We start from the raw sequence: 18141 nt of genomic DNA, 5'->3' as shown, positions 1-18141 counted from the left end.
ACTGGCTCCCAGCGGGCATTCAGGCAGCTCCCCAGGAACACCCATGTTGCGTCGCTAGAGTCGTAAACGCCTCACAGGTGCGAGTGATGGAACCGGTCCTTCGGGGCCGGCGCGGCGCCGGTCGGTTGCAGAAGCGTTCCCCCCAGCTTCTTCTGCGTAACCGGCCGGCGCTCACTCGTTAAGGCGCCCCCGGCTACGTGTTAAGACGCCGGTGAATCCTAAAGCGCAGGCAGAGCGGAGGCCTGCTGGATGCCCACGTGCGGGGCGGGTTCCAGCGGACCGTCGAACACCAGTTGGTCGAGGCGCCGGAGGATGAGGCCCTCGCGCAGGGCCCATGGGCAGATCTTGATTTTCTTGTACTCAAAAAGCTCCAGTGCCGCCTCGGCCACCAGCGCACCGGCAAGGAGCTGGTTGGCGCGGGCCTCGGAGACGCCCGGCAGGTGGAGCCGGTCCTCGGACTTCATGGCGGAAATCCGCTGCGCCCAAATGCCCAGGTCTGTGCGGTTCAGGTCGCGTTTCACGTAGGGACCAGCAGCGCTGGGGGCTGCCCCGGCGATCCGCGCCAGGGAACGAAAGGTCTTGGAGGTGCCGGCCACGACGTTCGCCCTGCCCACCTCGTTGAAGCTGCGGACCACCGGCTTGAGGGTCGCCCGGATGTAGCGGCGCAGTTCCTTGACGCTCTTCGCCGACGGCGGGTCCTCATGCAGCCAGTCCCGGGTCAGCCGGCTCGCGCCGAGGGGCACGGACGTGGCCAGTTCCGGCAGCTCGTCCTGCCCGAGCGCCATTTCAAACGAACCGCCGCCGATGTCGAAGTTCAGGACGGTGCCGGCGGCCCAGCCATACCAGCGTCGGACGGCGAAGAAGGTCATGGACGCTTCCTCGCTGCCCGTGAGCTCCTGCAGCGTCACCGTGGTTTCGTGCTTGACCCGGGCCAGGACCGCGGGCCCGTTGGTGGCCTCGCGGATGGCCGACGTACAGAATGCCAGCAGGTCTTCGGCCTTGTGGCGGGCCGCGAACTCCCAGGCCTCCAGCACGAACTCCGTGAGCTCGTGCTGGCCGGCGTCCGTGATGTTGCCGTCCGCATCGAGGTACTGCACCAGCGACAGGGGCCGCTTGTGCGAGGCGAAGGGCACAGGCCGTGCGCCGGGGTGGGCGTCCACCAGCAGGAGGTGGACAGTGTTGGAACCGATGTCGAGGACGCCTAGCCGCATCCTGCCATTATTCCTCCCGCCGGCACAGCGGACGCAACCCGACGCCTACATTGCGCACATCCACATTGCGCCCATCGGCTTGCTGTCCGCGCTGCCCCGCACCCTTGCTGTCCGCCGGGATTGCGGAGAGCCGGCCGGAGTTACTCGCCTTCCAGCCCTGCGGGGTTCGGGTCCACCTCGTCGGCGCGCTTGAAGTCGCGCTTGATGTTGGCGATGCCTTCGGGATTGATCTCGAAACCATAGGCCGCGCCGGGGTTGATCACCATGCCCAACTCATCGCCGATGTTGGCGATGATCGCCGCGCCCTGTGTGCCGAGCACGTTGGGAGCGGCCTCGAGATACTGGGCGTCCACCCGGCTGGGGTGCGAGAACACGGCCAGGACCGGCTGGCCGTCCGCGTTGCCCAGCACGAGCGGCTCCACCTGGGAGTCCTCGCCCTCGAGCGTGTCGGAGCTGATGATGTAGACCTCGTTGTTGAGGAACGACAGGATGACGTCCACCGGGTCGGCGTCCGGATGGCCGCCCCGGGCCAGCTTCTCCTCGAGGTCGTTCAGCGGCGTGGTGTCTGCGGGTTCCGGCTGTTCAGTCATGTATCTACTCGACCACGATGCCCGGCGCGAAGCAATTCGTCCCCAGCCCCTACTTCTTCGCGGCAGCCTTCTTGGCCGGGGCCTTGCGCGTGGTGGTGCGCTTGACCGGGCCCTTGGCCCGCTTTTCGGCCAGAAGTTCGACGGCGCGTTCCCGGGTCAGTTCCTCCAGTGACGTGCTGCGGGGCACCGTGATGTTGGTGATGCCGTCGGTGATGTACGGACCGAAGCGGCCCTCCTTCACCACGATGTTCTTCTCCGACACCGGGTCCGGACCGAATTCGGCCAGCGGCGGCACGGCCGCGCGGGCACCGCGCTGCTTGGGCTGGGAGTAGATCTCCAATGCCTGTTCCAGCGTGATGGTGAAGATTTCCTCTTCCGAGCCGATGGACCGCGAGTCCGTGCCCTTCTTCAGGTACGGCCCGAAACGGCCGTTCTGCACCGTGATCGGGTTGCCCTCGGCGTCCTCACCGAGCACGCGCGGAAGGCTCATCAGCTGCAGCGCCTCGTCCAGGGTCACAGATTCCACGGTCATGGATTTGAACAGCGAACCGGTGCGCGGCTTGGCCTTGACGGGCTTCTTCGGCGGCTTGGGCTTGCCGTTCTTGTAGTACTCCACGGGCAGGCTGGCCAGCTGCTCCTCGGTCATCTCGGGGATGATCTCGGTGACATAGGCGCCGTACCGGCCGTTCTTGGCTACAACCGTGTGCCCGGTGTGCGGGTCAGCGCCCAGGACCCGTTCCTCGGGAGCCGCGGTTTCCATGAGCTCCACGGCCTTCTCGGCCGTCAGCTCGTCCGGGGCAAGATCGTCCGGGACGTTGGCGCGGGCGGACTCCACCACTTCACCCGTCTTGGGGTCCACCGTGGGCAGCGAGCTCTCCAGGTACGGCCCGAACTTGCCGACCCGCAGCGTGATGCCGTCGGCGATGGGCACGGAGTTGATCTCCCGGGCGTCGATCTCACCCAGGTTGTTCACGATGCTCAGCAGGCCGGGATCGGTGTCCTCGCCGTAGTAGAAGTGCTTGAGCCAGGCGGCACCCACGGCCTGGCCGTTGGCGATCTTGTCCAGGTCGCCTTCCATGTCGGCAGTGAACTCGTAATCCACATAATCCGTGAAGTGCTGTTCGAGGAGCCGCACCACGGAGAAGGCGATCCAGCTCGGCACCAGGGCAGAGCCCTGCTTCCGCACGTAGCCGCGGTCCTGGATAGTGGAGATCGTGGAGGCGTAGGTCGACGGGCGTCCGATGCCCTTCTTCTCCAGCTCGGCCGTCAGGGAAGCTTCAGTGTAGCGCGGCGGCGGCGAGGTCTCATGCCCGACGGCGATGATGTCGGAGGCGGACAGCCCGTCGCCCTTCGCGACGTTCGGCAGCCGGCGGCCCTCGTCGGAATCGTCGTCGCCGCGGCTTTCGTCCTTGCCTTCCTCGTAGGCGGCCAGGAAGCCGGGGAACGTGATGACCGTGCCGGAGGCGGAGAATTCGGCGTCGCGGCCGTCGGTGGCCAGAGCGCCCAGCCGGATGGTGGCCGTGGAGCCCTTGGCGTCGGCCATCTGCGAGGCGACGGTGCGCTTCCAGATCAGTTCGTACAGCCGGAACTCGTCGCCGCTGAGTTGCTGGGCAACCTGGGCCGGGGTGCGGAAGGAGTCACCGGCGGGACGGATGGCCTCGTGGGCCTCCTGGGCGTTGGCGGCCTTGCTGGTGTAGACACGCGGCGACTGCGGCACGTATTCGGGGCCGTAGAGCTCGGAAGCCTGGCGGCGGGCGGCCGTGACGGCCTCGTCGCTCAGCGCCGAGGAGTCCGTACGCATATAGGTGATGTAGCCGTTCTCGTACAGCCGCTGGGCGATCTGCATGGTGCTCTTGGACGAGAACCGCAGCTTGCGGCCGGCCTCCTGCTGCAGCGTGGAGGTGGTGAACGGCGCCGCCGGGCGGCGCGTGTACGGCTTGGTGTCCACCGAGCGGACGCGGAAATCGGCGTCCTGCAGGGCGGCTGCCAGGGAGGTGGCGAGTTCCTCGTTCAGGTGCGCCACATTGCGCGAGGTGAGTTCGCCGTCGTCGTTAAAATCCCGGCCGGTGGCGACCTTGGCGCCGTCAACGGCGGCGAGCTTCGCCTTGAAGGAGCCGGCGTCCGCCCCGAACTGCCCGGTGAGGTCCCAGTAGGACGCGGCCTTGAACGCCATGCGCTCCCGTTCGCGGTCCACCACCATGCGGGTGACAACGGACTGCACGCGGCCGGCGGACAGTCCGCGCGCCACTTTGCGCCACAGCACCGGGGAGATCTCGTAGCCGTAAAGGCGGTCCAGGATGCGGCGGGTTTCCTGGGCGTCCACCAGGGCGGCATCGACGTCGCGCAGGTTGTCCATGGCCCGGTGGATGGCTTCCTTGGTGATTTCGCCGAAGGTCATCCGGTACACGGGGACCTTGGGCTTCAGGACCTCCAGGAGGTGCCACGCGATGGCTTCGCCCTCGCGGTCCCCATCGGTTGCGAGATAGAGCGCGTCGGCGTCTTTGAGCTGGGCCTTGAGCTCGGCCACCTTTTTCTTCTTGTCCGGGGAGACGACGTAGTAGGGCTTGAAGTCGTTTTCGACGTCGACGGCGAACTTGCCCAGGGAGGTCTTCTTCAGGTCCGCGGGGAGCTCGGACGGCTGCGGCAGGTCGCGGATGTGACCGATGGAGGCCTCAACGATGAAGCCCTCGCCCAGGTACTTGGCGATGGTCTTGCTCTTGGCCGGAGACTCCACAATCACGAGTTTCTTGCCGGTTTTGGCCTTGCTTGGCACAGTGCTCCTACAGAAAAAGATTGCTCGGGCAGATCAGCCCATATTGGCCTAGTTCACCATATTTTGCAGAATTCTGCGCTGTCATGTGGAAAACGGTGGCCCCCGTCACGGCTCCGGCAGTGTGCGGTCATCGGGAATCATGGACCACATGGTGGCAATCCGCTCGGCACCCGGCGGAATGCTGGTGGGATCCTCCAGTTCATAGCCCCGGAGCAGCTCAAAGACCCTTTCCGTCAGCTCGCCGCGCTGTTCTGCCGTGAGGTAAAGGAGGTTGCTGGCGAGCAGCACAGCCGGCGGCGCCTCCTCCGCCCCGCCGCGCTGGCGATGTTCGTCCCGGGCGCGGGCGTAGGCGCTGGCCCGGCGCCGGAACGCATCAAGTTCGATGTCGATCACGGCAAAGTCCGGGCCGGCCACAGCGCCACCCGAGTTGATCGCAAAGTCCGTGCCCGCCGCTTTCCACCGGCGTTCACGGGCATCGTCCGACGCCTCGGCCGGGATGACGATGCCCCACTTCTGCAGCGCGCGGAGGTGGTAGCTCATGGCACTGGGAGTGAGCCCGGTCTGCTGCGCGAGTTCGGTTGCTGTCCGGCTGGACTGTGTGGAGTACAGCTCGGAGATGACCTCCAGCCGGGCGGCATGGGCCAGCGCGCGGATCGCTTTGGGATCGGTGATTTCCACCTTCTTTTCCTGCCGGTTCCTGCGCCGCGGCGCACCCGCAGGTTCGGGTCCCGCCGCAGCCGCGGATTCCGGTTCCGGCGCAGCCGCTTCAACCGCGGCCGCAGGGGTTTGCGGCGGCTCCGGCGACGGCCTGTCAGTCCTCATTTCTTCAGTCTACGCAGGCGGCCAGGGCTCTGAAAGAAGTGCTTGATATCCGCCCGCCACAGCCGTCCGGTTTGCCCCGGAATTAGTAAGCATGCTTTGCTTACTTCCGTAAGCAGACCTCCCGCAAGCAGTTTCGCGGCGGGGCGGCCACCGATGGCAGCCCCGTGAAAAGCCCAAAGGAAGACCATGATTACCCTCGACGAAGACATATTGACGCCGGCATCCCAGCCCGCCGGCCACTTGGCGGACGCCAGCCTGGAAACGGGCGCAGCCTCCCGCAACTCGCTGCTGGCCGGCACCGGCGCCCCGCGGCACTGCCGGCGGCCCATGAAGCGGCTGGATCAGGAATTCTCCCTGGAAATGGCCATCAGGGTGGATGGCCAGCGCCTGATCCGCTCGATGAAGGCCGTGGGCGCAGCCGACGCCGTGACCTACCGCTGCATGTGCGGCTTCACCATCGACGTGCCCGCTCCCGGAATGCAGCGCGCCCACATTAACTGACTCCTTAACTGACACCGTCAAGCGCGAACGGACAGTTGTGGCCCCAGATCCGCAGGGATTTGGGGCCACAACTGTCCGTTCGCGCTTCGGTTCGCGCTTTGCGTTCGCGCTTTGCGTTTGCGGACGGGTCAGGCCGGGTCTGCGGGCAGCAGGAATCCGTCGCGGACCAGGTTGGACACCTCGGCGAGCAGCCCGCGCCGGAAGGCGTCGCCGTCGAACTCCTCCGTCCCGCCCAGCAGCGCCTCAAGGGCGCCGATGATCTGCCCGGCGGTCAGCTCGCCGTCGCATGCAGAGACAAAACCGGCCAGTTCGGTGCTCAGCAGGTTGGTGCGGCGCAGCCCGGCGCCCTGGCGGAGCAGGATCACACCGGGATGCTCTGCGCCGGGGCGCTGGTGCCGCTCCTCGGTGACGTCCTCGGCCACCAGCAGGTGGGCGGCGGAAACATCGTGCTCGGCCAGCCAGTCGGCCCGTTCCACCGCTGCACCCAGATGCGGGCCGACAGGCTGTTCAATGGGGTAGGTGATCTCCTCGAACCGGCGGATACGCGGTTCAGCGGCCGGCCGGCGCAGGAACACCATGCCGAAGCCGATCCCTTCGACATTCCGCGACGCAAAATCCGCCAGGTAGGCGCCATAGGCATCCTGGTAGTGCCGGCGGTCGCGGGTTTCGGAGGAATCCTGCAGCCAGGTCTCCGCGTACTGCTCCGGCCCCACCTGTTCGCGCTGGATGAACCACGCGTCGGTGTCCGGGCCGGCCCAGCTCTGCGGCCGTTCATCCCAGGCCGAGCCCTCCCGGATCTCCCAGTTGCCCAGAAGCTGGGCTGTTCCGCCCGGGGCGAGCACATCGGGCAGCGAGCGGATGAGCGACGCGACGATGTCGTCCCCCGGCAGTCCGCCGTCACGGTAGGTGAACTGGTCAGCCGCGGCCTCGCCGGCGGTGCGCGGGGTGATGACGAACGGCGGATTGGACACCACGAGGTCGAACGCCTCGCCGGCAACAGGCTCCAGGAGCGATCCCAGCCGCAGGCTCACGCGCTCTGCCGGCCGCGCAGGATCAATGGCCAGCGCGTCGGCGTTGAGCAGGAGGTTGAAGCGGGTGAACGCGAGGGCGCGCGCCGAGACGTCCGTGGCCGTGACGTGGCCGGCATGCTGCAGAAGGTGGAAGGTCTGGATGCCGCAGCCGGTGCCCAGGTCCAGCGCCCTGCCGGCAGGCCGCCGGATCGTGGACTGGACGAGGGTGGTGGACGCCTGCCCGATTCCCAGCACGTGGTCGTACCGGAGTACCCCGGGCCGCTGGTGTGCGGCGAGGTCGCTGGCCACCCAGATCTCGACACCGCCGTCGCCGGAGTCCCAGCCGTAGGGCCGCAGGTCCGCTTCGGCGGTCACCTGGGTCCCCGTTATTTTTGCCAGCCCAAGTGCCGCCAGGCCGGCTGCACGGGTCCGCGGCAGCGCGGCGTCGAGCACTTCGGCTTCCTGCGGAACGGCCAACAGCCAGAAACGCACGACGGCGGCCAGGGCCGCGGTGCGCGGCTCACTGGCGGCTGCCTCTTCAGTCACGATCAGTGCGGGGATGAGCTGGTCCCGGTCCAGGGCAGCGTTGGCCGACTCCCCCAGCAGTTCCGCGACTCCTTCCAGGGTGTAGCCCACCTCGCGGAGGTCCGCGGCCAGCGCCTGCAGGAGGTCGGGATGGTCGCTGCGCGGTGCGTCGGGAGTGTTGCCGGTGGTGAAGTGCGTTGGTTCAGTCACCGGGCAAGTCTATTTCCCGGCCGCGCCAGTGCCGGTCCCCCGGCGGTTGCCGTGCCCGCGCCCTATGGCAACCCCGCCGCGGGTGGCGCCTCAGTATTGTCCTCGCCGGAAGTTACAGTTGGGCCATGTTCGGAACCCAGGCAGTGGCGGCCGCTTCGGATTGGCTGCCCTACGCGGCGGCATTCGCCCCGCTGCTGGCCGCCGTCATCGCCGGCTGGATCGCCTGGCGCACGCTCGCGCAGCGGCGGCAGGCGGACCGGCGGGACCAGTGGTGGAAGCGGACGCAGTGGGCCATCGACCTTGCCATGGAGCGCGACTTCAGCAGGGCGATCGTGGGGCTGGTTGCGCTGAAGCATCTGGCCGCCAGCGATCTGTGCACCGACGAGGACTACGAGCTGCTGGACAAGATCGGCGGCGCCAAAATCGATGCCCTGACCCTGTCCGAGGAAAGCGCCAGGCGCGCGGTCCCGGAACCGCAACATCCGGACCGTGAAGCCGCCGGGCAGGCAGCCCCGCAGACGGCGGCGCCGCCGGGCGCCGCGGCACGGGCCGCCGGCTTTCCCGTCACCCTGGAGTCACGGGGCGAGCGTGTGGTGGCGGCTTCCGCAGGCATGGCCAAGGTGCTGGCCGAGGCAGACAGACTTGTCTCTTTTGTCGTCTCGCAGCGGGGCAGGCAGGGCCGGAGGGAAAGCGGCACCGTCCCGAACGGGTAAGTTTGAGGTCATGGCTGAACGTTGTCCCCTGGTTTCCCGTGCCCTGATTTCCCGCACCCTGGGCACGGCGGCAGCCGCCGCCATAATGCTGGCAGCCACTGCCTGCTCCCCCATGGTTTCAATCGAAAATGCCGATGTTCCACAGTGGCGGGCAACTGCGCTGCCTTCCGACAGCCAGGCCGTGCTGCAGGATTCCGGCAAGATCCTCAACCGGAACAGGATCGTCCAGTCAGCGGCCAGCGTTCCGGCTGGAGACTACACACTGACCATCACGTGCGACGGCGGGGGCAAGGCGTTCTTCGCGGTGACGCTCGCCGGCGAGGAACTGACGGAGGCCGGAGCCGCCTGCAACGGCAGCCGCGAAACCGCGAAGATCGCTGTACCGAAGGCCGGGCGGATGGAGATCAGCGCCTCCAGCGTGGACGCGCCGCTCCTGTACGCCTACCACCTGGTTCCCGCGCGCTAAACCGGCCGAATTGCCATCTGTACCGTCGCCCCCTGCGGGCTTAAAGTCGGGGTATGCCCACGGTGCGGATGGCCTCCGCGCATCGTTTTTCCGGGCGGGCGCAACGCACGCTTTCGCTGCGGGCGCCGGCAGCCGCCGTCGTGCTCTTCTCCGTGCTGGCTGCCCCCGCCCTGGGCGGCTGTGAGTACAGCTATGACGACGGCCGCGGCGAGCTTCCAGCCGCGGCGCCTGTGGTAACGGATCCCGTGGTGCCCCGTGATCCGCTGGAGAACATGCCGGTATCCGGCCCGGAGCTCACCGCATGGGCGAAGGAAGTACTGCCCGACGCCGAGGGGCAGGTTTTCCACACCAGCTACGGCAGCGTTTCCAGGGGCCGGAGCAAGACCGAATCCACCAAGCAGCTGCCGGCCGGCACATACTCTCTCACCCTCGCCTGCCGCAGCGGGCGGCGGGTGGCGTTCACCATTCGCGATTCCGACTTCGCCCTGGTGGATCTGAGCCTGCGTTGCGGCACGTCCCGAGTCAATGTGGTGCACCTGTCGGAGGACTCCGTGCTACGGGTAACGGTCGAGGCGCGGAGGGACGCCAATTTCGCCTACCGGATCAGCCGGATATGACGCACGTTGCTACCCCGGGCGAGCCGTTCCGGTGCTTGGGCAACGGCCCTTAGGCGGCGCAGCCGTCCGGGCAACGGAGAGTCTCGGGGGCGGCCGCGCAGCCGGCGCAGTACAGGGTGAGCGTGCGGCAGCTGGGGTTCGAGCAGTTCTCGAACTTGCTCGTGGGTGCCTGGCACCGGACGCATTCGCCGACGGTTTTGGCGTCCTCGCTGAATTCGAGGTGCATGCGCTTGTCGAAGACGTACAGGGACCCTTCCCAGAGCCCTTGGTCCTTGAACTTTTCCCCGTAGCGGACGATGCCGCCGTCCAGCTGGTACACCTCTTTGAAGCCACGGTTCACCATGAGGCTGGACAGCACCTCGCAGCGGATGCCGCCAGTGCAGTAGGTGACCACCGGCTGGTCCTTGAGGTGGTCATATTTGCCGGAGTCGAGTTCCGTGATGAAGTCGTGCGTGGTGGCCACGTCCGGGACCACCGCGTCCTTGAACTTGCCGATCTGGGCCTCGAACGCGTTGCGGCCGTCAAAGAAGACGACGTCCTGGCCGCTGGCCTTTTTGGCGTCGACGAGTTCGTGGAGTTCCTCGGGCAACAGATGCGTCCCGCCGCCCACGACGCCGTTCTCATCCACCTTCAGCTCGCCGGGAGCGCCGAACGAAACAATCTCATCGCGGACCTTGACGCTCAGTCGGGGGAAGTCCTCTGCCCCGCCGTCGGACCACTTAACGTCGATGCCGCGGAAGCCTTTGTATTCGCGGGTTGTTTTCACGTACTGCTTGACGGCCCCGATCTCCCCGCCGACGGTGGCGTTGATGCCGTCCTTGGAGATCAGGATGCGCCCGGTCAGGCCGAGCTTTTCGCAGAGGGCGCGCTGCCAGAGCCGGACAGCGTCCGGGTCTGCGATGGGAGTAAAGCCGTAAAAGAGCACGATTCGGTTCAAAGCCACGTATTTAAGGGTACTTGCTGGCCGCTGGGGCAGGATTCGGGCCGTGGAAGAGCTCCCTATCACAATTGCATAAGCAAGCGCCAAAGCCCTGTTGCTTATGACAGCGCTGGAATACCCTCGTCACATGACGCCAGAAGCCATGGTTGGAGACATCACTCATCTGCTTGAAGTCTGGGTAGCCGGTTGGGCTGGTTGCCGGGGCTATGAAACGCGAACCGAGGGACGGTTCCCCGCCGCCCTGCGTGCTGACACAACCGGGGACTGGGAATACTTCGCATCCGATCCGACAGATGCCGAGTTCGCGGACCTGGCGGCCAAGACGGCCGAGGCCCCCAAACGGATCCTGACCATCCTGACCAATGACGTGGCCCGGTACAAGCTCTTGGCCGAGCAACACAACCTCAACACCACGTCAGCCTCCCAGGCCATGATGGTCGTGGACATGGAAACCCAGGACGCGGAAGACCCGTGGCTCTCCGACGACGAACTGTCCCTGAAGACGTGGGAGTCCGACGGTGTCCACTTCGCCGAAGTACGCTCGGGCGAGACGCTGGCAGTGAGCGGCCGCGTGACCGTCATTAATGGCACTGCGGTGTTCGACAAGATCGTGACCGAACCCGCCTTCCAGCGCCGGGGCCTGGGGAGCTTCATCATGAAGGCGCTGGCGGCGCAGGCGTTTTCCCACGATGTGGAAGACGGCCTCCTGCTGGCCTCCCTGGACGGACAGAAGCTGTATTCACATCTCGGCTGGTCCTCGGTGTGCCATGTGCTGATGCTCTCCGCCTCCGATGAGGGCGCGGACCTCTCCGTGGTCTGACCCTTTCAGTGCCGGGCGATTTTTGTCCGGATGAAAGAATATTGGGGTGAACCCCCATGACTCGCTGATTCCGTTGCTGGGCCGTGGCCCGGACCCGGAGCAGCTCCGGCATGTGCGGACCATCCCGGCGCGCAACGCCGTGCACGAACAGTGGCCGGCCTGGGCCCACCCGGACCTGGTCGCCGCCTACGGCAAGCTCGGCATCCACCAGCCCTACCGGCACCAGATCCGGGCAGCTGACATCGCCCACGGCGGCGGGCACGTGGTGATCGCCACCGGCACGGCGTCGGGGAAGTCCCTGGCCTACCAGCTGCCGGCGCTGGATGCGATTCACCGTTCGGAGCTACGCGTCCTGTCCGAGCCCGGAAAAATCCACGACGACGGCGCGGTGACACTGTATCTGTCCCCCACCAAGGCCTTGGCGGCGGACCAGCTCTCGGCGATCCGCTCCCTGAACCTGCCGACCGTCCGCGCGGAAACCTACGACGGCGATACCGACCAGGCGTCCCGCCGCTGGATCCGCGACCACGCAAACTTCATTCTGGCCAACCCTGACATGCTGCACTTCGGCATCCTGCCGAACCATGCCTGGTGGGCCGGGTTCTTCCGGCGCCTGCGCTACGTGATCGTGGACGAGGCGCACAGCTACCGTGGCGTCTTCGGCTCCCATGTGGCCAACCTGATGCGCCGGCTGCGGCGCATCTGTGCCTACTATGCGGCCGATGGCAGCTCCGCCGGGCCAGTATTTATCGCGGCGTCCGCCACTGCTTCCGAGCCCGAGAAGTCCTTTGGCCGGCTGATTGGCGCACCGGTCCGGGGAGTCTCGGAAGATTCCTCCCCGCACGGGTCCACGACGGTGGCGTTCTGGGAACCTGCGCTCACCGAGGTACGCGGCGAAAACGGAGCCAAGGAACGCAGGACCGCGGTGGCCGAGACTGCCGACCTTCTCGCGAACCTTGTCTCCTCACGGATCCGGACCATCGCGTTCATCAAATCCAGGCGCGGCGCAGAAACCATCTCCTCCATCACGAAGCGACTCCTGGACGAAGTCGACCCCAGCCTGCCGCAGCGCGTGGCGGCCTACCGCTCCGGCTACCTCCCGGAGGAACGCCGTGCCCTGGAAAGAGCGCTGCGGACCGGAGAGCTCCTCGGCATTTCCAGTACTTCAGCGCTCGAACTGGGCATCGACGTCTCGGGGCTGGACGCGGTGCTGGTGGCGGGCTGGCCCGGCACCAGGGCGTCCCTCTTCCAGCAGATCGGCCGCGCGGGCCGCGCCGGACAGGATGCCATTGCCGCCTTCGTGGCCAGCGACGATCCCTTGGACACTTACCTGGTCAACCATCCTGAAGCCATCTTCGACGTGTCGGTCGAGGCGACGGTGTTTGACCCGTCGAATCCCTATGTCCTGGGCCCGCACCTCTGTGCCGCGGCCGCTGAACTCCCGCTGGGCGTGGCGGAGCTGCCGCTGTTCGGTACCACTGCGGAGAAACTCCTCGGCCAGCTGGTGGCCCAGGGCTACCTGCGGCGGCGCCCTGCCGGCTGGTTCTGGACCCATCCCCAGAGCGCGGCGGCCATGGTGAATCTCCGCGCCGACGGTGGCGGACCGGTGAGCATCGTGGACGCCGACACCGGTTCCCTGCTGGGGACGATGGATTCGCCGCAGACCCACTACCAGGCCCACACCGGAGCCGTGTACGTCCATCAGGGTGACAGCTACGTGGTGGAGGACCTGAATGAGGATGACCACTGCGTGGTGGTGCGCCGGGCCAACCCCGACTACTACACGACGGCGCGGGATATCACGCAGATCGAGGTCCTCGAGACCCAGCGGACGGCGCAGTGGGGAGACGTTGCCGTGCACTTCGGCGACGTCAAGGTCACAACGCAAGTGATCTCCTTTCAGCGGAAGGCCCTGATTTCCAATGAAGTCCTGGGCGAGGAACCCCTGGACCTCGGAGCCAGGGACCTGTTTACGAAGGCGGTGTGGTTTGAGGTGGAGAACCGGTCGCTCACAGGTGCAGGACTTATCGAAGCGCAGTTCCCCGGCGCCCTCCACGCTGCCGAGCACGCGGCCATCGGCCTGCTCCCGCTCGTGGCCTCAAGCGACCGCTGGGACATCGGCGGGGTTTCGACCGCGCTCCATGCCGATACCGGTGTGCCGACGATTTTCGTGTACGACGGGCACGCCGGCGGTGCCGGATTTGCCGAACGCGGCTTCGAAAAAGCCAAGGCATGGCTCACGGCCACGAGGGACGCGATCGAAGCCTGTGAGTGCGAATCAGGTTGCCCCTCCTGCGTCCAGTCGCCGAAGTGCGGCAACAAGAACAACCCTCTGGACAAGGATGCCGCCGTCACGCTGATCGATGTCCTGCTGAAGGATGCCCGGGACTCGGCCGCGCCGGAGGATTCCAGGGCTGGTGCGCCGGCGCGGAACGCGGTCTAGATGAGGAACACGCTCCGGGTGAGGAACGCGGTCCAGACACGAATGCGTCTGCGCCGATGCGGGGAGCCAGACTGGAAGAGGCCCGCACACTCCAGCGCTGTGGCTGCCTGGGCACGGTGCCTTATCTGCCCACGAAATCTGCCCCGCGAAACTTAGGGCGGCGGTCCGGCCCGTGCCCGGCCTGTCGCGACCCCCAGGAGGGGCCCCGCGGCCAGTTCCGTGCTGACCTCGACGGACTGGTCCCCTCCCTCGGTGCAGCTGACGAGAGTCGCTTTGTGGCGGGCCGCGACCCCGGCAGCCACGAAGCAGGGCTCCCCCGCCGACACACCGCGCAAAGCGTCAGCTGCGGCCAACGCAGCAAGGTCGGCCGCAGCGGCGGCCTTGGACGCCGCTGCCGACGCCTGCGCCAGCAGGAGAAGCAAGGCCATGACCATGACAACCACCATGCCCAGGCCGACAGCCAGCACAGTGCCCGATCCACGTTCGGATTCAGCATCGGACACGGGACTCCTGTGCTGGCCGAGGGGCTGTTTCCGGAACCGCCTCATAAGAACTGCCCGTCAGTACTGCCACGCCCCGCCGGTACCGCCTGCGCCGGTTGCGCCGCGTCCGGAGACGGCGCAGATGCCGCCGTTTCGCTGCGTGCCTCGGCCCTGGCGGTCAGCGTCCACGGCACCATGCGCCCCACCGGCCCCGCAACCCGGTCCGACACCGTGACGCTCATCCATTCGCCGCCGGAAGCCACTGCCGACGAGGCCGACGGGCCAGCCAGCTTGCGGACGATCCCGTCGACGGCGGCAGGGTCTTCACCCCTGGCGAGTGCCCTGGCGCCGGCCCGGGCCGCGTCCTCAAGCCGCAGCTGGGTGATTCCCGCCGCAGACCCCGCCAGCAGCATTGCCAGAAGCAGCAGGACCGCCGGAAGAGTGACCGCAAATTCCGCGGTCACGGCGCCGCGGCTGTCCGCGTGGTTACCCTCGGCGCCGCGGGCCTTCCCCTGCCCGCGGCTGCCGGCGTCTTCTCCGGAACGGCTCCTGTGCTGCCGGCAGGACTTAAGCCCGGCCGCCGTCAGGGTCTGCGGAACGGGTTTCACGGCAGGGCCAGCGCCGTACGGATCAGGGTGAGCAGGAATCCGCGGACTTCGTCGCTTCGCAGGATAAACACCAGGAGCCCCGCGAAGCCCACCGCCGCCAGCGTGGCGATGGCATATTCGGCGGTCGCCATGCCGGCTTCCGAACCCATGAGACGCCTGCGCGGCCGTGGTTTCACCCGCGGCGCCATGCTGGCACCCGGGTAGATCTCCAGCACGTCGGCTTCTTCCGAATCCTGACGAAGGGGCCGGGCGGCTTCACCCGGGGTGTGGTGGTTGAGGGACATGGAATTTCCTTTCTGGAGTTCCGGCGAACTGCCGGTGCATTCGACTCTCCCGCCCGCTGTCCGGACCGGTAAGGCATGAACTTCCCTAAGTGGAAAAGCAGCCAGGGCGGCCGCCTGTGGAGGGAAAGTGCCCTGCAGCAGCCGCGACAGCATCGCAAGCGGTAGGCCCCCCGCGCCGTGAGAAATGTGGAAGCGGCAACGTACGGCGGGGCGCCACGGAAGCAATGCGCCAGCTACGCCTGCAACGTGGCGCAGGAGTTTGTGGCCGAGGAGAAAGAGTTCAGTCTCCCGTACCAAAACGGGTTGCGAGGCCGGGGAAGTCAGCCGCCCGAAGGAACAAGTGCAAGCAGCACCGGAACGACTCCCAGGCAGATGAAGGCGGGCAGTGAACAGAGTCCCAGCGGAACAACCAGCTTGACCCCGAGGGAAGCCGCACGCTTCTCCGCGGCCCGGAAGCGTTCCCGCCTCATTCTGGCGGCCTGGGCATAAAGGATGGATGACGATGGCGCACCCGTCAGCGCGGCGAAGCCCAGGGCGTCCCGCAGGGCCAGTATCTCCGGCGAGCGCACGTCTGAACTCCGCCAGGCCGTCTCCCAGTCGGCACCAATGGCCATGGCTCCCACGACAGGACGCAGGGCACGGCCGTACTCGGGTGAGGCTGCAGCGGCCACCAGTTCCAAAGCACGACCGATACCCGCACCGGCATGGAGCATGGCGGCAATCAGCTCCAGCATCATTGCGGTGTCGCGCAACCCCGGTATGTGTTCCGCCCGGCTCTGCGAGCCGTGTTCCCCGTCGGCATTACCGTCGCCCGTAACGAGGCCGTTCCGGCGGAGGACCCTTGATCTTCCGTGAGCAGTTCCGCCAAAGGCGAGACATGCGGCGGCCGCCAGCCCCAGGAAGACGAAGGCAGCAGCCAGAACCGGCTCACTCATGGAGCTGCTCCTGCGAACGAGGGCAGCCCGGGAAGCAGGGGCAGCCAGGTAGGCAGGGGCAGCCGGGCCGGCGGGTCCTCATGGCGCAGCCGCTCCGGCCGCTGCACGCACGAGCCTTGCGGACCAGATGCGGCCGGCAACGGTCAATCCGATGCCTGCGACCAGCGCAGCCACCCCGAACGGTGTGCCCAGCAACATCGCCAGCGGGTCCACGCCGAGGCAGACCCCCAGCCCCAGTCCGAGCAGGGGGAGCCACGTCAGCAGCGCGACCGTCGCCTTCGGTCCGGCGAGCGCCGTCTGCCGGGCTGCCTCGGCGTCGTCTTCAACCTCCAGCTGCGCGGCAAAGCGGGTGAGAACGTCCGCCAGCGGACAGCCGCTGGCGGACGCTATCTCGAAACAGGCCGCCAGCTCACCCCAGATCCGCGGCTCACGGCCTCCCGCTCCGTGACGTGAGGCCGAACTTGCCGACCGTATCGCCTCGGCTACCGGCGCTCCCCGCAGGGCCGCTCCCCGGGCAGCCGACAAAACAGCCGCCGATCCGGGGCTGAGCCGCGGCCGGCGTCCGCCGTCCCCTGCAGGCCCCTGCTCCACGTACAGCTGCCACAGTTCGTCCCACAGACGTGACGGGGACCGGCCGCCCTTCAGCAGGGCAGCCAGCTGCTGAACCATAACTGTCAGGGACACGAAAGACTCTTGGCGTCGGCCCCTGCCGAGGCCATGCCCGCCCCGGACCTGCGTGGCCGAGCGGCCGCCTCGGCCCGCCCGGGCGCCAGATGTAGCGCCGAAGGCACTCCGCGCCCGCTGCCGTAGCCCGTGCGCCGGGTCCAGGACCAGCCACGCGGCGAGCGCCAGTGCACCAATCAAGGCCGCGGTCATGCCGCTGCCCTGCGGGCCCCGAGGTTTTCAGTGCCGCCATCGGGCACAGCGTCAGGGACAACGGCAAGACCCGGATCGAGGGCAAGCCGCCGGGAAAGGAGCTCCCAGGACGGCCCCGGAACAGGCGTCCCCGCTGACATGTCCAAAGCCAGGGCGACATCGAGGCCACCGGACCGCTCGGTCAGGACGCCTATGCTCGCGACATAGCGTCCCTGCCTCGACCGGGCCACGTGCACCACCACGTCAAGGGCGCTGGCCACCTGCAGGCGGACCGCATCCTGGCCGAGCCCGGCCAGCGCCCCCAGAGCAGTGAGGCGGGCCGGGACCGCGCCAGCCGTGTTCGCGTGGATGGTGCCGCCGCCTCCGGTGTGGCCGGTGTTCATGGCTGTCAGGAGTTCGCGCACCTCGGATCCCCGGCACTCCCCCACAATCAGCCGGTCCGGGCGCATCCTCAAGGCCTGGCGAACGAGTTCACCGAGGTCCACGGCGCCGCCTCCCTCAAGGTTGCCGTGCCGCGACTCCAGTGAGACCACGTGCGGGTGCACCGGGTTCAGCTCCGAGGCGTCCTCGATCAGAACCAGCCGCTCCCCGGGGTGGCAGAGCCCCAGCAGAGTGGACAGGAGGGTCGTTTTTCCCGAGCCAGTGGCTCCGCTGACCAGGAAACTCAGCCGCTGCTCGACCATGCGCTCGAGTACACATTGAACCAATGGCCCAAACATGCCCCCGTCCCGGAGCTCGTCCATGGTGAAGACCTGTTCCCGCCGGATCCTGATGCTGAGGAGCGTGCCCGCCGCCGAGATGGGCGGCAGGACGGCATGGACCCGGTAGCCGCCCTCCAGCCGCACGTCCACGCACGGCGATCCGTCGTCCAGCCGCCTGCCGCCCGATGCCACCAGCCGGGCGGCAAGGGCCCTGAGCTGGGTCTCCCCTGCGAAGGACACCGATGTCCTTTCGATGCCGCGTCCCCTGTCCAGCCAGACGGAGTCCGGGGCGTTAACGAAGATGTCCGTAACCGATGGATCCCGGACAAGGTGCTGCAGGGGCCCGAGGCCGTTGAGCTCAGCGCTGATCCGTTCTGCGGCGGCGAGGGAACCGGCCGTGCCCAGCAGCTTTCCGGTGGCCTGCACCGCCGCCGCCACCCGCGACGGGGTCACTGGCCCGGCTTCTGCCATGACCGACTCCCGGACAGTCTCCAGAAGCCCCGCGTCCAGGACCCTGGCCCCACGCCGCCGCCCCGCAGTCTCTGCGAGCGCCGCGCGGGATGCGGGTGCACCAGGCATTCCGGATGGGGCACGGACACCGGCAGCGGCACCGG

18 protein-coding genes are annotated in these 18141 nt (G+C 67.5%); 6 read left to right on the top strand and 12 right to left on the bottom strand.

Going from position 1 to position 18141, the window contains the following annotated elements:
• Positions 1-218: 218 nt before the first annotated feature.
• From BWQ92_RS14235 to BWQ92_RS14220, 4 genes are all read right to left on the bottom strand, one after another.
• On the bottom strand, positions 219-1211 hold the full coding sequence (locus tag BWQ92_RS14235) for a Ppx/GppA phosphatase family protein (protein ID WP_076800473.1): 993 nt from the start codon (positions 1209-1211) through the stop codon (positions 219-221).
• A 140-nt stretch (positions 1212-1351) separates the two neighbouring features.
• Positions 1352-1801, bottom strand: coding sequence for an SseB family protein (locus BWQ92_RS14230; RefSeq protein WP_076800471.1), 450 nt, complete (start codon positions 1799-1801; stop codon positions 1352-1354).
• 49 nt (positions 1802-1850) lie between these two features.
• A complete protein-coding gene (gene topA / locus BWQ92_RS14225) occupies positions 1851-4574 on the bottom strand; it encodes a type I DNA topoisomerase (RefSeq protein ID WP_076800469.1) in 2724 nt (907 codons plus the stop codon).
• Between the two features lie 105 nt (positions 4575-4679).
• The gene (locus tag BWQ92_RS14220) at positions 4680-5396 is read right to left on the bottom strand and encodes an ArsR/SmtB family transcription factor (RefSeq protein WP_076800467.1); all 717 of its coding nucleotides are present in this window, start codon (positions 5394-5396) and stop codon (positions 4680-4682) included.
• A gap of 186 nt (positions 5397-5582) precedes the next feature.
• On the opposite strand from BWQ92_RS14220, the gene BWQ92_RS14215 reads away from it, so the two are divergent.
• Complete coding sequence (locus BWQ92_RS14215; protein WP_076800465.1) at positions 5583-5897, top strand: hypothetical protein; 315 nt, start codon at positions 5583-5585, stop codon at positions 5895-5897.
• 128 nt (positions 5898-6025) lie between these two features.
• Here the strand turns inward: BWQ92_RS14215 and BWQ92_RS14210 are convergent, their stop codons facing one another.
• Positions 6026-7642: a DUF7059 domain-containing protein gene (locus tag BWQ92_RS14210; RefSeq protein ID WP_076800463.1), complete on the bottom strand. Its 1617-nt coding sequence runs from the start codon at positions 7640-7642 to the stop codon at positions 6026-6028.
• A 125-nt stretch (positions 7643-7767) separates the two neighbouring features.
• Between BWQ92_RS14210 and BWQ92_RS14205 the strand changes: the two genes are divergently transcribed.
• From BWQ92_RS14205 to BWQ92_RS14195, 3 genes are read left to right on the top strand one after another with little or no spacing between them, the layout of a single operon-like run.
• The gene (locus BWQ92_RS14205) at positions 7768-8355 is read left to right on the top strand and encodes a hypothetical protein (protein ID WP_076800461.1); all 588 of its coding nucleotides are present in this window, start codon (positions 7768-7770) and stop codon (positions 8353-8355) included.
• A 10-nt stretch (positions 8356-8365) separates the two neighbouring features.
• Positions 8366-8821 carry a hypothetical protein gene (locus BWQ92_RS14200; RefSeq protein ID WP_076800459.1) on the top strand — a complete coding sequence of 152 codons (456 nt, stop codon included), beginning with the start codon at positions 8366-8368 and terminating at the stop codon, positions 8819-8821.
• Positions 8822-8874: 53 nt separating this feature from the next.
• Positions 8875-9438, top strand: a complete 564-nt coding sequence (locus BWQ92_RS14195) for a hypothetical protein (protein WP_076800457.1) — start codon at positions 8875-8877, stop codon at positions 9436-9438.
• A gap of 49 nt (positions 9439-9487) precedes the next feature.
• Here the strand turns inward: BWQ92_RS14195 and trhO are convergent, their stop codons facing one another.
• Positions 9488-10381, bottom strand: coding sequence for an oxygen-dependent tRNA uridine(34) hydroxylase TrhO (trhO, locus tag BWQ92_RS14190; RefSeq protein WP_076800455.1), 894 nt, complete (start codon positions 10379-10381; stop codon positions 9488-9490).
• Positions 10382-10505: 124 nt separating this feature from the next.
• Here trhO and BWQ92_RS14185 point away from each other — a divergent pair, with 124 nt between their 5' ends.
• Both BWQ92_RS14185 and BWQ92_RS14180 read left to right on the top strand, forming a co-directional pair.
• Positions 10506-11198, top strand: a complete 693-nt coding sequence (locus BWQ92_RS14185; RefSeq protein WP_076800453.1) for a GNAT family N-acetyltransferase — start codon at positions 10506-10508, stop codon at positions 11196-11198.
• Between the two features lie 46 nt (positions 11199-11244).
• Positions 11245-13641: a DEAD/DEAH box helicase gene (locus tag BWQ92_RS14180; RefSeq protein WP_076800451.1), complete on the top strand. Its 2397-nt coding sequence runs from the start codon at positions 11245-11247 to the stop codon at positions 13639-13641.
• A 152-nt stretch (positions 13642-13793) separates the two neighbouring features.
• On the opposite strand, the gene BWQ92_RS14175 is transcribed toward BWQ92_RS14180, so the two are convergent.
• From BWQ92_RS14175 to BWQ92_RS14150, 6 genes are all read right to left on the bottom strand, one after another.
• Entirely contained in the window at positions 13794-14189 is a 396-nt protein-coding gene (locus BWQ92_RS14175; protein WP_076800449.1) for an Rv3654c family TadE-like protein, read from the bottom strand.
• Positions 14186-14731 (bottom strand): TadE family type IV pilus minor pilin, encoded by a 546-nt coding sequence (locus BWQ92_RS14170; protein ID WP_236782962.1) that lies wholly within the window; start codon positions 14729-14731, stop codon positions 14186-14188. The genes BWQ92_RS14175 and BWQ92_RS14170 overlap by 4 nt, the downstream gene beginning before the upstream one ends.
• The gene (locus tag BWQ92_RS14165; protein ID WP_076800447.1) at positions 14728-15015 is read right to left on the bottom strand and encodes a DUF4244 domain-containing protein; all 288 of its coding nucleotides are present in this window, start codon (positions 15013-15015) and stop codon (positions 14728-14730) included. Before BWQ92_RS14165 ends, BWQ92_RS14170 begins: the two co-directional genes overlap by 4 nt.
• 320 nt (positions 15016-15335) lie before the next feature.
• Entirely contained in the window at positions 15336-15950 is a 615-nt protein-coding gene (locus BWQ92_RS14160) for a type II secretion system F family protein (protein ID WP_076800445.1), read from the bottom strand.
• 78 nt (positions 15951-16028) lie between these two features.
• Positions 16029-16826, bottom strand: coding sequence for a hypothetical protein (locus tag BWQ92_RS14155; RefSeq protein ID WP_076800443.1), 798 nt, complete (start codon positions 16824-16826; stop codon positions 16029-16031).
• On the bottom strand, positions 16823-18106 hold the full coding sequence (locus tag BWQ92_RS14150; RefSeq protein ID WP_076800441.1) for a TadA family conjugal transfer-associated ATPase: 1284 nt from the start codon (positions 18104-18106) through the stop codon (positions 16823-16825). Before BWQ92_RS14150 ends, BWQ92_RS14155 begins: the two co-directional genes overlap by 4 nt.
• Positions 18107-18141 lie beyond the last annotated feature (35 nt).

Origin of the sequence: Arthrobacter sp. QXT-31, assembly GCF_001969265.1 — a bacterium.
GTDB lineage: Bacteria > Actinomycetota > Actinomycetes > Actinomycetales > Micrococcaceae > Arthrobacter.
The sequence above is the reverse complement of the archived record's forward strand: the minus strand, read 5'-3'. Positions and strand labels throughout refer to the sequence as shown.

Coding starts and splice junctions, on each gene's coding strand:
- BWQ92_RS14215 (WP_076800465.1), top strand. CDS start 5,583: ATGATTACCCTCGACGAAGACATATTGACGCCGGCATCCCAGCCCGCC.
- BWQ92_RS14205 (WP_076800461.1), top strand. CDS start 7,768: ATGTTCGGAACCCAGGCAGTGGCGGCCGCTTCGGATTGGCTGCCCTAC.
- BWQ92_RS14230 (WP_076800471.1), bottom strand. CDS start 1,801: ATGACTGAACAGCCGGAACCCGCAGACACCACGCCGCTGAACGACCTC.
- BWQ92_RS14195 (WP_076800457.1), top strand. CDS start 8,875: ATGCCCACGGTGCGGATGGCCTCCGCGCATCGTTTTTCCGGGCGGGCG.
- BWQ92_RS14220 (WP_076800467.1), bottom strand. CDS start 5,396: ATGAGGACTGACAGGCCGTCGCCGGAGCCGCCGCAAACCCCTGCGGCC.
- BWQ92_RS14155 (WP_076800443.1), bottom strand. CDS start 16,826: ATGACCGCGGCCTTGATTGGTGCACTGGCGCTCGCCGCGTGGCTGGTC.
- BWQ92_RS14235 (WP_076800473.1), bottom strand. CDS start 1,211: ATGCGGCTAGGCGTCCTCGACATCGGTTCCAACACTGTCCACCTCCTG.
- BWQ92_RS14185 (WP_076800453.1), top strand. CDS start 10,506: ATGACGCCAGAAGCCATGGTTGGAGACATCACTCATCTGCTTGAAGTC.
- BWQ92_RS14160 (WP_076800445.1), bottom strand. CDS start 15,950: ATGAGTGAGCCGGTTCTGGCTGCTGCCTTCGTCTTCCTGGGGCTGGCG.
- BWQ92_RS14165 (WP_076800447.1), bottom strand. CDS start 15,015: ATGTCCCTCAACCACCACACCCCGGGTGAAGCCGCCCGGCCCCTTCGT.
- BWQ92_RS14150 (WP_076800441.1), bottom strand. CDS start 18,106: ATGCCTGGTGCACCCGCATCCCGCGCGGCGCTCGCAGAGACTGCGGGG.
- BWQ92_RS14200 (WP_076800459.1), top strand. CDS start 8,366: ATGGCTGAACGTTGTCCCCTGGTTTCCCGTGCCCTGATTTCCCGCACC.
- BWQ92_RS14175 (WP_076800449.1), bottom strand. CDS start 14,189: ATGAGGCGGTTCCGGAAACAGCCCCTCGGCCAGCACAGGAGTCCCGTG.